Here is a 13462-nt window from a genome sequence, read left to right on the forward strand (position 1 = left end):
CTGTTTAATAAAAGCCGTGGTGATGTGGTCTCATACGCCATGCCACTCTTTAACGCTTTCGCTGGCCTGCCACATACAGGCATACACACCTTGGTGAGCGATTAGCTCGGCATGTGTACCCTTTTCAGCCACCTTTCCCTCGTTAATCACTACTATCTGGTCTGCCCCCACTATCGTGGATAGCCTATGCGCAATCACAATGACGGTGCGCTCTTTTACCAAAGCATCAATGGCGGCCTGCACAGCAACTTCACTTTGCGTATCCAACGCTGCAGTAGGCTCGTCCAAGATCACAATAGGGGCATCTTTCAGCATGGCGCGCGCAATGCTGATACGTTGACGCTCACCACCCGATAAACGGCTTCCTATATCCCCCACGCGGGTCATATAGCCTTGTGGCAAGCAGCTAATAAAATCATGGCAATGCGCCGCACGCGCAGCAGCCTCTACCTCGGCATCGGAAGCCTCGGGTTTAGCCATACGTATATTGGCCAACACGGTATCGTCAAATAAGTACACGTCTTGGAACACAATAGAAATCAGTGCATTGAGTTTTTCTGGCGCTATCGCACGTAGGTCTATACCGCCAATCTGAATGCTTCCAGTTTGTGGATCAGCATGGCGCATCAGTAAACGCGTTAAGGTGCTTTTCCCACTGCCAGAAGGGCCTACCAATGCCGTTAAGCTACGAGCCGAAAAGGTAGCAGAAACGCCATCCACCACAGGCTTGTTACCCCCGGCATAGCTAAAATGCACATCCTGAAACTGCACGTCGTAGCGTGTAGGTGCGGCTGCTGGCTGTTGTTGCGCTAAAGGCTGAGTCTGCATCAACGCCGTGATCTTATGTAGCGATGCCTCTACCATGTCTAGCATTTTGGTACTCAGGATGAACACGCCCAGCGGTTCCCCAAAGCGCACTACCAATACCATCACCGCCGCAAATAGAGCACTGTCTACGTGGCCCTGTGTGACCAGAAATGCCCCCACAAACACCACCACCAAAATGGCTAGTTCCATCACGGCCGACAACACCAGATTAGGCTTCGCCCCTTTTTTCTGCCCTATGGTTTGCACAGCTTCTACATAGGCGAAACTATCATGTAAGTGCTGCGCTTTTTCGCCGGTACAACATGCCGCGCGCAGTACAGGTAACCCCTGGGTGTACTCCAAAATATCGGCGCTCACGCGCTCATTTGCTTCAGCCAAGATACGCATGCCACGACCATAGGCCGGACGTCGCCAACGATACAAAGGTATCAGCAACGGGAACACACACAGCAACACTACCCCTACTTCCCATTGCACACATAACACTACCAGCGCTACTACCAGTGGCATGATCAAGGCATTCGCCATGATGTTGGCTACCGTGAGCAAATAGCTTAGGTTTTCGTCTACCCCACCCAGCAATGTTGCGTTGATTTCGCCCGCACGTTTGTCTTGTAGCTTCTCCAACGGAATACGACGTAATTGCTCGCCCAACGCAGAGCGCAATTCGTGCGTGTTTTGCACCATGTCGCCGCGGTAATCAAAACCCATTGCCCACCAACGTATCACCATGCTTAACAACATTAACAGTGATAAAGCAGCCAGCCACGGCCAGGCTGTTACCCAGTTTTTACTAGGAATCAAAGCCTGAAATAGCGGTAGTACACACGCCAACGCCAACCCTTGTACTGCCGCAGATACCGCTAAACCTATCAAACTTGCCCGCAAACGGGGAGCACGACTGCGAGCACTGCGCAGTAATTGATGCCAAGTTTCGCGTAATGACGTCACTGTTTGTGTACGAGATGCTGGTGTGCTCATCGCGCCGCTCCTTTAAATGCCCACTGCTGCGCTTGCTCGTAGTGCTGCCATAACTGTGCATACATACCACCCTGCTCTACCAACACGTCGTGCTTACCGTTTTCCACTACATGCCCACGTTCAAACACCACGATCTGGTCGGCATGGCGGATGGTATTTAATCGATGCGCCACCATCACCACTGTTTTGCCACGCATCAAGTGAGACAAGGCAGCAATCAGCGCAGCTTCGTTCTCAGGATCAGCAAAAGCAGTGGCTTCGTCTAGCACCAAAATAGGTCGGTTCTGCAAAATAGCGCGCGCAATGGTGATACGTTGACGCTGCCCTCCAGACAAAAAAGCACCACGCTCACCAGTAGGTGTGTCATAGCCTTGCGGCAAACTCATGATGAACTCATGTGCTTGCGCTGCTGTAGCCGCCGCCACAATCTGATCCATGCTCGCCTCTGGCATACCTAAACGTATGTTGTCGGCGATGCTGCCAGAAAACAAAAACGTGTCTTGGAATACAAATGCGACTTGCTGCATTAAGGTGTGTGGCGACATAGTACGTATATCGACACCACCTATCTGTATGCTGCCTTCGCTAACGTCCCAAAAACGTAAGATCAAACGCGCCACCGTCGTTTTGCCGGCACCACTGGCACCCACCAATGCCGTTACGCTGCCTTGGGGGGCGTCAAAGCTCACATCGGTTAACACCAAGGCTTCATTTTCCGCATAAGAAAAACTCACGTTATTAAAGCGTAAGCTCGCGTCTGCAGGCGTAGCACTGTGTGCCTCATTGACGGTAGGTAACGCAGGCTCCGCCAAGACCTCTTGAATACGCTGGATGCTAATTTGGGTTTTACCCACCAAGTGTTTTAACGACATCAACGGCAGTAAGGACTCCGCCATACCCGTACCCACCAGCAACACTGCGATCCACGTTGCAGCGTCTAGCCATGACTGGCTAAACATCCATGCACCTAGCCACAGCAAAGCAGCCAAGGTAGGTAGCGGGCTTAGAATAATTTGCGACAGCCTGGAGGACGTTCCCGCGCTTTTGTACCAGCGCGTGACTACATCTCTATAGGCTTCTAACGCACGCTGATAGCGCCCAAAGGTAGCCGTTCCACTGTCAAAAGTACGTACTACCGGCATGGCCTGCACATACTCCACCACCGCTGCACTGACGTTTTCTGTAGCCTCGTTATACTGGCGCATCATTTCGTCACCACCGCGCCACGCTAGCGATACCGCGGCAACACCGATGACTAATACTGCAGTTGCTGCCAGCGCCAACCGCCAGTCCAACGCACACAGCAACACAAACGTCAGAATGGGCGAAATGTAGGCACGCGCATACAACGGCGAAGAGTCGGCGACAAACACATGTAAGGCTTTGACGTCCTCCATCATGACTTTAGACAAAGCCCCCGCCCCCATTTTCTGTACATAACCTAACGACACGCTAGCTAAATGAGTAGCCAATTGCGTACGCAGTAAGGTTTCCAGTCTGAAGGCAGCAAAGTGCGACTGGTTAAAAGCCGCCAGTCGCAATACTAGTGCCAGCACCGTCAAAACCAATGCCAACGATAAAGGCCACCACGGATACTGCGTTGTCTCTTGCAACAACGCCTGTGCGGCCCACGCCAATGCCACCGCCACACCTAATGCCGCTGCCGCACTAATACCGGCCAACACCATAGACACGCGTATTTGTCCGCGAACTGGGTCCATAATGGCCCAAGCACTGTCAGGTTTTTTACTCATTTTGGTAGACATGCCAGACCCTTAACCCTGACTAGGCGTAGCCGCCGTTGTGGCACGGCCTGATTGATCTTGATGACGTACCAACACGGTTGCGATCAGCGTCAACACAGCCGCCAAGCCAAAGCAGGTGGCATACCCAAAATGCTGCGATAACCAGCCACCCAGCACGCCGGCCACACCAGCCAACAACGCATCACCACTTTGGAACAAGGTGAAATCCACCCCGGCTTGCAACGGGGACGCCAAACTCATCAGTTTGGAATACAACGCCACCCACAGCACACCCATCACGGCAAACATTGCCACAATCAAGAAAGTCACCACCGACAAAGACGCCACGGGAGCCGCCACCGCCAACAATGCCAAAATGCAGGCTTTAAGCGCTACAGCTATCCATACTGCACGCCAACCTGGCGCAACGCGCACAACAAATCCACCCACGATGGCCCCACCCAACCCAGCCCCTATGTACAACGAGCCAAACAACCAACCCACCTGATCTAGGTCCATACCTTTATCCAGCAGAAAGGGTCCGAACATGCCTAAGGACAACCGTATGCCCACACTGGATAGCAAGAGCATCACTAACCCCAAGCGCACTTCGGGTCGGCGAAAGGCGTACCACAAACTGGGATGGTGGTCTTTTTCTGTACTGTGCGCTCTGGCTGGCTCTTTCACCATCAACATGGGCACCGTCAACAACAAAATAACCAACCCCGTGGCCATAAGTGCTTGTTCCCATCCCCACCAGCGCACCAACAACAAGAAGCCACCTGAACCCAGCATGGCTCCTACGTAAGCGCCCCCTACTTGTATGCTGTTGCCCCAGCCTCGTCGTCCTTCAGACAGTTGATCCACCACAAAACCATCGCAGGCAATATCGGCCGTTGCAGCTACCAGTGCTGCCAACAATAGCGTGCCTAAAATCCACCCTATATGCGTGACCAGTGACAGTTGTTCGTACCAACACACCACCCCGATGGCAAATAAGATAAATGCCATCATCCACTGGCCTAACAGCACAATTTTTCTGGACTGCCTTTCGGCTGTACCTAATGGCAAACGCCACCGCTCTATATACGGCGCCCACAGAAAGCGGACGCCCCACGGTAACCACAACAATGCGGTCAACCCTGCGATCTCTAAGGATGCCCCTTGGTCACGTAGTAACGTGGGTAAGGCCTGGGTAATTAACACCGTGATGATGGACTGGGTCACATAGATGCCCGCCACTGCCGGTAATAACTGGCGTAAACCTAAACGGGCAGCACGATCAGCCATGTGGGTAGCCATTGAAACTCAAACCTTCTACGAGAAAAATCAGGGAATATGAATGGTCTTTACTGACCCATATCAGTACACAGTCAGTCATAATAATTGACAATCATTATCACTATCATTTAGCGATACAATAAGAGTGTAAGCATGAGCGATAGCGCGGTTTAAGGCTCACGCTTTACGGACAAAACTTGTCAAATACGGAATTTTTTGTATGAATGGGCTGTCTTTAGAAAGACCATCAAGCGTGCTCTCGCACAACCCGGCCAAGATGGTGGAAAGCAAGCTAGATGGCGTGCCCGACACCTGGCGTCAAACCATGCTGCTAGAACGCCCCAACGCTGGGGTCAATATTTGCAGCATGTACGGCAGCCCTAGCGACCAATGGGTGTTCCAATCCGAAACTGAGCAAGCGCTGTCCATGAGCTTTTTGCTAGAAGGACGCATAGAAGCCGCCATTGAGGATGGGGTTGACCTACGCCTGAGCAATGAGCAGGTGTTGTTGATGGCATCGAATCAGCCTATCAGTGGCTGGGATGTATTCTCAGCAGAAAAAGACTTCAAATTGGTCAATGTGCATATCACCGCCAGTGCACTGGAAGGCTTAACCGGCTTAGCCATGTCCGACATATTGCAACAAATGCGCTCTGCCAAACTTGACATGCCGCATTTGGATGTATGCATGAGTACCCTGCCCCTAAGCAGCAGCTTGCGCCGCTTAGCTGCAGAGATCGTGCACTGCCAACACCGCTATGCAGACTCTCCACTCAAAAACATGTTTTTGTGTGCCAAAGCGACCGAAGCCTTAGCCACCATCATTCATAGCAAGATCACGAGCAACGGCAACATCAGTACACAGCGTGCCTTACCTACCGACAGACCCAAACTGGTACGCGCCAAAGCCTTACTCGAAAACACCTACACCGATACGTGGACCGTCGCCGCATTGGCGCAAGCCGTAGGGCTCAACGAGAAACGCTTGCAAGCAGGCTTTCAAACCTTATTTGGTTACTCTGTGCACGAGTGTCTTACGCGCATACGCATAGATGTGGCCTTGGCGATGTTGGCGCATGGCTTTTCTGTCACCCACACCGCGCAAAGTGTGGGGTTTTCTAATATCAGCCATTTCAGTAAAACCTTCAGCCAACAAATAGGTATGCCACCCAAGCGCTGGGCTAAAGAATGGCTACTAAGTGAAGCAAAAACACAGCCTAACTAAGACAGCCGCAACGCACCCAGTACTCGCGCCGCCAAACTCACATCAACACGCCATCAAATGGACGTATAGGTGCAGGCACTTCTTCATCGCCTAATAACTCTGCCACACTAATCTCTATGCTGCGGCATAGCGCATCCAAAGGCAGGTTGTTTGCTTGCAGGCCAAACGGCTCTTCAATTTGCTCGCCCAAGGCATCTAGCCCAAAGAAGGTATACGACAACACGCCCACCATAATAGGTGTCATCCAGCCCAAACTACCCACCAAGCAAAACGGCAGTAACAAGCAATAGATATAAACTGTGCGGTGCAGCAGCAAAATATAGGCAAAAGGCATAGGCGTGCTGGTGATGCGTTCGCAGCCCCCCGCAATGTAAGACAGCCTATTTAGCTGTTTATCGATGTCAGCAAACAAGATGTTATCTATCTGCCCATCACGTCGTAGTTGCGCGTAGGCCTGCCCTAGCTCGCCTAACAGCACATTAGGTGGGTTAGACGACGCCAAGCAACGCTGCGCATTATCTTCCCCCAACCAACGGGTTAAATCCGCAGTCGCATTACTGCCACGTAGCTTATGGCGCAAGGCATGGGAAAAAGCTACCAAACGGTGTGCTAATACGCGTTTTTGATCTTCGGGGAGATTATCGGTAAAGCTTAAGGTTTGACGTGTCAGATTGCGCGTCACGATCAGCAGCTCACCCCACAAGGTGCGTGCTTCCCACCAACGCTCATAGGCCACACTGTTTCTGAAGCCCAAGAAAATCGCTAGCGTCAAACCCACCAACATCAATGGAACAGCCCCTAAGCCAGCGGCATCCATAGAGTATTTATATTCGAAAAACACCACTAAGGTTGCGAGCAGCATCATCGCTACTACACGTCGCCAAACAATGGAAACGATGGAGCCTTTTAAGGTAAAAAGCAGCAACCACGGTGAACGAGAGGCTGGGCGGACGATCATAATGAAAGTAGCAAAAAGGGTTATAGAAATTCAGTGTACGGTTGTCGCTCTGGCTAGGGCAAGGGTAAATGCAAACACACACAAAAGCGCTGGTTATCGTGGGTGAATTGAATATGCCCGCCATGCGCTCGCATGACCTCATCGCAAATGCTCAACCCTAATCCATAACCACCCGTCTCACGGTTTCGTGAGGTCTCAACACGATAGTACGGACGCAGTACCTTAGCGTACTCGTCCTGCGGAATACCCGGCCCTTCATCGGCTACTGTAATGACATATTCCTGCGCACGTTTATGCGCATACACATGTACTGTAGACCCATAGCGCAGGCCATTGGAGATCAGGTTTTCCACGCAACGTCGTAATCGTTGAATTTGTACTTTCAGCGTAACCGGCTCCACCTCACCCAACACAATATGCTCACCTAGATCTTGCCTATTCACGCTCACTGCCGTCACCAACGCCCCTACATCCACGGCCACGGCTTCTTCTGTAGAGGTCTGAAAACGCATCAGTTCTAGCGTAGAGTTCACCAGTTCATTGAGCTGCTCAATATCGCGGCTGAGATTTTTCCGTAGCACCACATCATCCACTTGTTGCACCCGTAAGCCTAAGCGTGTGATGGGAGTACGTAGATCATGCGAGACAGCACTGAAGAAATACGAACGCTCTTCTATATGCTTCTGTAAGCGCTCAACCATGCTATTAAAGGCATCTCCTAAGTGTTTGAACTCTTTAGAGCCTCCTAGCTGGATGGTTTCCTGGTGCCTGTTTACGTCCATTTCCTTGACGCTTTTTTCTAGCTTTTTTAAGGGTCTAAAGATGAAGTTCAGACACAGCGTCAATGCCAGCACGACCAGAATCAGCCTAACAAAATAGATACGCAGAAAGTAATCGTAGATAAGTTCTACCGTACCTATAGAGCTCCAACCCTGGTTCTCGGTCACCTGCAGTTGCCACAATTGCCCATTAGATAACCTAAACACCGCCACAAAGGACACATCTACCAGAGCTAGCCCGTCAGAGAACAGTGCAAAAAAGCCATTACTATCGGCTTTAGTAGTCTGTATTTTGTTGGCAGAAATCAGGCGAAAATCATCACACGCGCCCGTTCTTTCCTGGATGATATTGCCAAAGAATGACACCAGATCATCGTGTATGTTCGACTCATAATTGGGTGAGACAGGCTGGTTACGCTCTACGGCATAGACGCCATTTAACCATTCGTGGCTAATAGATTGCCCAAGCTTTAGCTGTGACTCTGCATGTAAGTACCAGTCAGAAAAACGTACAGCTGCAATGCGTGCAGGCGTTTCTACCAGCGCTTGATGCCGCATCTGCGACCACATAGTGCTGGTGAGTGCCTGAGCCAAAAACAAACCCATCACAGCCACCACAGTAATCTTGCTACGTAGACGCTCGGGGTAAAAGAAGTAGGCGATTTTATACAGCACAGCCCCTAGGCTTCTCGCTTTTGCTGACAAGGTAGAACCCATTACTGCACGGACACCTGTGCAGGGTCTACATACAGTACATAACCCTCATTACGTACTGTGCGTATGAGTTCTGGCTTGGACCTATCTTTTTCTAAATGCTGACGTAAGCGGCTAATACATACGTCCACCGCACGGTCTTCATAACTCATGCTACGGCTAAAAGCTCTTTCTAACAGCAAAGCCCTAGGCAGCACCTTGTTAGGTGCCTCGATCAGTGTAACTAAAACGTGAAAGTCTGAATTGGGCAATGAAATTGTTACCCCTTCTGGCGAATACAGCAGCCTTGCCTTCATGTCTAACTGCCATCCCAGAAAGCCATAACGCACAGGCTCAGCCATGTGCGGTGCCGATATAACTTGGTTAGTAGAGGCCCCACCCTGCCTGCGCATCACTGCCTTGCAACGTGCGAGTAACTCACGCGCTTCAAAAGGTTTGACTACATAGTCATCAGCACCCAGCTCTAAACCAGCTACTTTGTCGGCCAGTTCCCCACGCGCCGTCACCATAATGATCGCCGGCGAGTGTTCGTGGCGACGAATCTGTTTGCATATTTCTAGGCCATCTTCTCCTGGCAGCATCAAGTCCAGCAACACCAACGAAATGGTAGATTCTTTTAGTATCTTGGCCGCTTCCCTGCCACTTTGCGCAATATAGGTTGTGAAGCCTCCAACTCGAAGCTCTTGCGCCACTAACTCGGCTAACTCCAGATCATCCTCAATAATTAATACGCTACGCGGTAGTTTTTTTTGCTCGTCCATTACATACCAATACAATTCTGCTGCTTCTCAACACACGACAAAACACAGCCTAAAACCATACACGCTAATCTTACGGCAAACAAGAATTATTCTCATTATTAAATTAGGAGTTTAGCTTTGCCGTCACCCTTATCTAGCACTACGCTAAAACCACTGGCCGCCTTGGTTATGTTGGCCATGTCTGGCCACAGCGTTCTGGCTCAAGAGTCTACGCACACCCTTAAAAGCATTACTGTTAAAGGGCATGAGACTATTGATGCGGAAGACAGCTACCAACAAACCTACAGCCGCAGCGCTATAGGTTTGAAGTTAGAAGAAAAAGAAACCCCTCAGGCCATCACCAATATCACTAGGCAGCAAATCGAAGACGAAAACATCCAAACCTTGGATGACGCCCTACTCTCTGTATCGGGTATTTCGGTCAATGAAGTCGATATTGGTTCGCGTACTACCTACAGAGCACGCGGCTTTAACATCACCAACTACCGCATTGATGGGTTGGAGTTTAATGGCGAGTCAGGCTTTTCTGGCATTGGCGGCACCATCAACATGGATCTCTACGAGAATGTCACGATCCTACGTGGGGCTAATGGCTTATTGGGTGGCACAGGTGATCCATCAGCAACGGTGAGCTTATCGCGTAAAAAAGCCCTACGAGACTTCCAAGTCATCGGTGAGATAGAAGTAGGTAGCTGGCGCAAGCAGCGCGTCATGGGGGACATCAACACCCCGCTGTCTACAGACGGTGACTTGCGAGCACGCTTAATTGTTAGTGGCGATGACAGCAACACCTTCCGTAATAACGAAAACCCCAGAACTCTGGGTGTACTAGCCACGCTGACCTACGATTTATCACCCAACACCAGCATCACTGCCGGTTATGAGTACGATTACAAAAAACACAAAGGCACCTCATGGGGCACTAACGTCCCTATTTGGTTTGCGGATGGCAGCGAAACCAACTTTGATAGACGCTTTCATCCCGTTGCAGACTGGAGCTACACCCAACGTAAAAGCTCGACGTGGTTTGCGAACCTAGATCAAAACTTAGGGGGCGGTTGGAATCTGGGCGCCAATTACAGCTACAGCCACTTAGACAGCGTCAACAACTTTGGGGTTCTGAAAGCGAACAGTGCTGGTTCCACGTGGGGCTTTTTTGATAAAGATACTGGCCTTGCCTACCTCAATAGCCTGCATTCTGAGAGTGAAACCCGACAACATGCGTTCTCGGTAAACGTGAATGGCCCCTTCCAGTTATTGGGTCGAGAACATGAACTGATTGTAGGGTTTAACGGCCAACGCACCGAGGAAACCTCATACCAATTTAGCGGTGCTTTAGGCAACTGCAATATTGATGGCATCGTGCCTGCTCGTGGTTGCCAGTACCGTCTAGACCTGCCAGCCAATTGGCAAACCTGGAGCGGGAACGAATACGGTGCACCACAAACCTTCAGAACCAACGCACGCGGCGTCACCACCACTAGCAACTATGGCGCGTACCTTGCTACTAGGCTAGAACTTACGGATCAACTCAAAGTGATCCTAGGCTCTCGCTACAGCTACTACAAAACCTACGCCCACGACTACGACAAAGACAACCTACGTAGTGCCCGCCGTGCTGAGTTAGACAAAAAAGTCTGGACGCCATACCTAGGCTTGACCTTTGACATCACCCCTAATCACACGCTGTACACCAGCTACACAGACGTTTTCAAACCGCAAAACCAACGCGATGTGTCGGGCAACATTATTAAGCCTATACGTGGCGCTAGCTATGAAGCTGGTATCAAAAGCAGCTGGTTAGATGACAAGCTGTCTACAACAGTCGCCATTTTCCATGCTCAACAGAAAAACGTTGCAAAAGCAGATGATGACAACACGGTATTGGATACCGGCGACCAAGCCTATGTAGCCAATGCAACAGGCGTGAAGTCTACTGGTATAGATTTGCAAGTAGCGGGTGCGCTGAGCAGTCGCTGGAATATCTACGCAGGCTATACCTATATGAACGTTGTAGACCCCAACGCTAACGGTAGCCCACGCGAAGACCCACGACACAGTGTTCGCCTAAGCACCACCTACCGACCTGACATACTGTCCGACAAACTGACCTTAGGTACTAGCATCAGCTACAACAGCGCTACTACGAGCACACCCATGCCCGGTCGTCCGTTAGGTAATGGCAAGTTTGACAACAGCCCCATACGCCAGTCTGGCTACATGCTTACCAACGTCATGGCCCGCTACGATCTGAACAAAAACTTCAGCGTGAGCGCTCACATCAATAACCTCTTTGATAAAACCTACTACCGACAATTCGGGTTTTATGATGGCTTGATCTACGGTGAACCACGCAGCTTTATGCTGAACCTACGCGCGAAGTTCTAAGCCCTACCTGGCGTCTTCGTAAACAAAACGGCACTTGCTATAAAGTGCCGTTTTTTTATAACACGCTAGAAAAAAGGCTGCGAAGCCAACTCTACGCCTAGCACCACCAAGAACACCAAGAAAAACTGCTTAAAACGCTTGGGACTAATGCGCGCACGCACATGCCCTCCTAACCACATACCCAGCAAGGCAGGAAATACAGCCCACGTAGATAGGCCTAATTGCTCTAACCTAAATGCCCCGTGCACAAGCAGCCCTACAGCTAATGCCACAGTAGACACGGTAAACGACAGCCCCAAGGCTTGCACTAGCTCATCTTTGTTAAGGTTCAAGGCACTGATGTACGGCACCGCAGGCATCACAAACACACCCGTTGCCCCCGTGATGATTCCCGTCAGTAGTCCGACTAGCGGCGACGCCCAGCGCTCTGTGTTAACAGGTACGACGAACACTGGCGCCACCAATGCATAGACGGCATACACCATCAACGCTACGCCCAAAGCGAAGCCCGACCACAATGGGTTTACATGCACCAGCAGCAGTGAGCCCCCTACCGTCCCCACACAAATAGTCGCTAACAATGGCCACAAACGACGCAGCAGCTTCAGCATGGCTGGCCCTGCTAACAACTGCCAGACATTCGTGATAAACGAAGGCAACACCAGCATTGCCGCCGCCATGGAAGCAGGCATCGTGGTACCTAATATACCCATCGCTACCGTAGGCAGCCCCATACCGGTCACACCCTTCACCATGCCCGCGGCAAAGAAGGTAGCCGTGATTAAAACGTAAAAAGAAAGTTCTGTATTCATGACTGTATTGAAGCCAATCCAGCCCTGGTGCACAATGAGGATTCTTCGCAGCAGCCTTCGGAAAACCCGAAGCATAGGAAACTATAAAATGCGCCTTGATCTCTCTGACTTACGTCTTTTCTTATGCATTATTGATGCAGGAAGCATCACTCAAGGGGCTATACGTGCACACTTAGCACTGGCCTCTGCCAGTGAACGGCTGCGTAAAATCGAAGATGAAGTAGGCGTGCCCTTGTTGATACGCCAGCCTCGCGGAGTCATCACCACCGAAGCGGGTGAAGCCTTAGCGCACCACGCTCGTCTGATACTGCGCCAACAAGATCTGCTCAAAGGTGAGCTGCACGATTTTGCGACGGGTACGCGTGGGACGTTAACGCTGTATGCCAACACCGCCGCACTCAGCCACTTTCTGCCGCAACGCTTAGCAGTATGGCTAAGCTCACGCCCGCAATTACGTGTAGAACTCAAAGAGCGCACCAGTGAAGAAATCGTGCAGAGTATTACGGTAGGTGTGGCGGACGCTGGTATTGTGTCTGATGCCATAGCGGCCCCTCACCTACACTTGCAGCCCGTAGCTGCCGATCATCTGCTGCTGATTGTGCCGCCTGACCATAGATTGGCTCAACACACAAAACTGTCGTTTGCTGATGTGGTCACTGAAACCTTTGTGGGTCTTAGCCCCGGCAATGCACTACAAGATCACATAGACATGCAAGCACGAACCTTAGGTCATGTGCTGCAATCGCGCATACAGATGAAAACGTTTGAGGGCATGTGCGAGATGGTGCAACACGGCATAGGCGTCGCTATTCTACCCAAAGCGATTGCCACCCAATACCAGCGTCGTTATACCTATAAAAAACTGGCGTTGACCGATGAGTGGGCCACACGCCAACTGTGTGTGTGCTATCAGGACTGGGATGCTTTAGGCCCGCCACTACAAAGCCTCTTGACGCATCTGGGGGCTATCCCTAAACCTCATTAATGCAC

At 50.9% G+C, this 13462-nt stretch carries 10 protein-coding genes; 3 read left to right on the top strand and 7 right to left on the bottom strand.

Annotated elements, in window-relative coordinates; translation table 11 throughout:
- Nucleotides 1-30 precede the first annotated feature (30 nt).
- Genes ACLO87_RS08480 through ACLO87_RS08490 form a run of 3 tightly spaced genes read right to left on the bottom strand, consistent with a single transcriptional unit; the run spans nt 31 to nt 4856 of the window.
- Complete coding sequence (locus ACLO87_RS08480; protein ID WP_430223383.1) at nt 31-1809, bottom strand: ABC transporter ATP-binding protein; 1779 nt, start codon at nt 1807-1809, stop codon at nt 31-33.
- Nucleotides 1806-3575 carry an ABC transporter ATP-binding protein gene (locus ACLO87_RS08485; protein WP_430223384.1) on the bottom strand — a complete coding sequence of 590 codons (1770 nt, stop codon included), beginning with the start codon at nt 3573-3575 and terminating at the stop codon, nt 1806-1808. Before ACLO87_RS08485 ends, ACLO87_RS08480 begins: the two co-directional genes overlap by 4 nt.
- Nucleotides 3576-3584: 9 nt before the next feature.
- Nucleotides 3585-4856 (bottom strand): MFS transporter, encoded by a 1272-nt coding sequence (locus ACLO87_RS08490; protein WP_430223385.1) that lies wholly within the window; start codon nt 4854-4856, stop codon nt 3585-3587.
- Between the two features lie 199 nt (nt 4857-5055).
- Here ACLO87_RS08490 and ACLO87_RS08495 point away from each other — a divergent pair, with 199 nt between their 5' ends.
- Entirely contained in the window at nt 5056-6060 is a 1005-nt protein-coding gene (locus ACLO87_RS08495) for a helix-turn-helix transcriptional regulator (RefSeq protein WP_430223386.1), read from the top strand.
- A gap of 37 nt (nt 6061-6097) precedes the next feature.
- Here ACLO87_RS08495 and ACLO87_RS08500 read toward each other — a convergent pair whose 3' ends face one another.
- Genes ACLO87_RS08500 through ACLO87_RS08510 form a run of 3 tightly spaced genes read right to left on the bottom strand, consistent with a single transcriptional unit; the run spans nt 6098 to nt 9272 of the window.
- Entirely contained in the window at nt 6098-7018 is a 921-nt protein-coding gene (locus ACLO87_RS08500; RefSeq protein WP_430223387.1) for a bestrophin family protein, read from the bottom strand.
- 53 nt (nt 7019-7071) lie between these two features.
- Entirely contained in the window at nt 7072-8514 is a 1443-nt protein-coding gene (locus tag ACLO87_RS08505; protein WP_430223388.1) for a sensor histidine kinase, read from the bottom strand.
- On the bottom strand, nt 8514-9272 hold the full coding sequence (locus tag ACLO87_RS08510; RefSeq protein ID WP_430223389.1) for a response regulator transcription factor: 759 nt from the start codon (nt 9270-9272) through the stop codon (nt 8514-8516). The genes ACLO87_RS08505 and ACLO87_RS08510 overlap by 1 nt, the downstream gene beginning before the upstream one ends.
- A gap of 117 nt (nt 9273-9389) precedes the next feature.
- On the opposite strand from ACLO87_RS08510, the gene ACLO87_RS08515 reads away from it, so the two are divergent.
- Nucleotides 9390-11660: a TonB-dependent siderophore receptor gene (locus ACLO87_RS08515; RefSeq protein ID WP_430223390.1), complete on the top strand. Its 2271-nt coding sequence runs from the start codon at nt 9390-9392 to the stop codon at nt 11658-11660.
- 65 nt (nt 11661-11725) lie between these two features.
- Here the strand turns inward: ACLO87_RS08515 and ACLO87_RS08520 are convergent, their stop codons facing one another.
- A complete protein-coding gene (locus ACLO87_RS08520) occupies nt 11726-12472 on the bottom strand; it encodes a sulfite exporter TauE/SafE family protein (protein WP_430223391.1) in 747 nt (248 codons plus the stop codon).
- Nucleotides 12473-12560: 88 nt separating this feature from the next.
- Here ACLO87_RS08520 and ACLO87_RS08525 point away from each other — a divergent pair, with 88 nt between their 5' ends.
- On the top strand, nt 12561-13457 hold the full coding sequence (locus ACLO87_RS08525; RefSeq protein ID WP_430223392.1) for a LysR substrate-binding domain-containing protein: 897 nt from the start codon (nt 12561-12563) through the stop codon (nt 13455-13457).
- Nucleotides 13458-13462 lie beyond the last annotated feature (5 nt).

Origin of the sequence: Paenalcaligenes sp. Me52 (assembly GCF_050487965.1) — a bacterium.
In the GTDB taxonomy this organism is placed as follows: domain Bacteria; phylum Pseudomonadota; class Gammaproteobacteria; order Burkholderiales; family Burkholderiaceae_B; genus Paenalcaligenes.

Excerpts from the sequence above, each read along its gene's own strand:
- ACLO87_RS08480 (WP_430223383.1), bottom strand. The coding sequence starts at position 1,809 with ATGAGCACACCAGCATCTCGTACACAAACAGTGACGTCATTACGCGAA.
- ACLO87_RS08485 (WP_430223384.1), bottom strand. The coding sequence starts at position 3,575 with ATGTCTACCAAAATGAGTAAAAAACCTGACAGTGCTTGGGCCATTATG.
- ACLO87_RS08490 (WP_430223385.1), bottom strand. The coding sequence starts at position 4,856 with ATGGCTACCCACATGGCTGATCGTGCTGCCCGTTTAGGTTTACGCCAG.
- ACLO87_RS08495 (WP_430223386.1), top strand. The coding sequence starts at position 5,056 with ATGAATGGGCTGTCTTTAGAAAGACCATCAAGCGTGCTCTCGCACAAC.
- ACLO87_RS08500 (WP_430223387.1), bottom strand. The coding sequence starts at position 7,018 with ATGATCGTCCGCCCAGCCTCTCGTTCACCGTGGTTGCTGCTTTTTACC.
- ACLO87_RS08505 (WP_430223388.1), bottom strand. The coding sequence starts at position 8,514 with ATGGGTTCTACCTTGTCAGCAAAAGCGAGAAGCCTAGGGGCTGTGCTG.
- ACLO87_RS08510 (WP_430223389.1), bottom strand. The coding sequence starts at position 9,272 with ATGGACGAGCAAAAAAAACTACCGCGTAGCGTATTAATTATTGAGGAT.
- ACLO87_RS08520 (WP_430223391.1), bottom strand. The coding sequence starts at position 12,472 with ATGAATACAGAACTTTCTTTTTACGTTTTAATCACGGCTACCTTCTTT.
- ACLO87_RS08525 (WP_430223392.1), top strand. The coding sequence starts at position 12,561 with ATGCGCCTTGATCTCTCTGACTTACGTCTTTTCTTATGCATTATTGAT.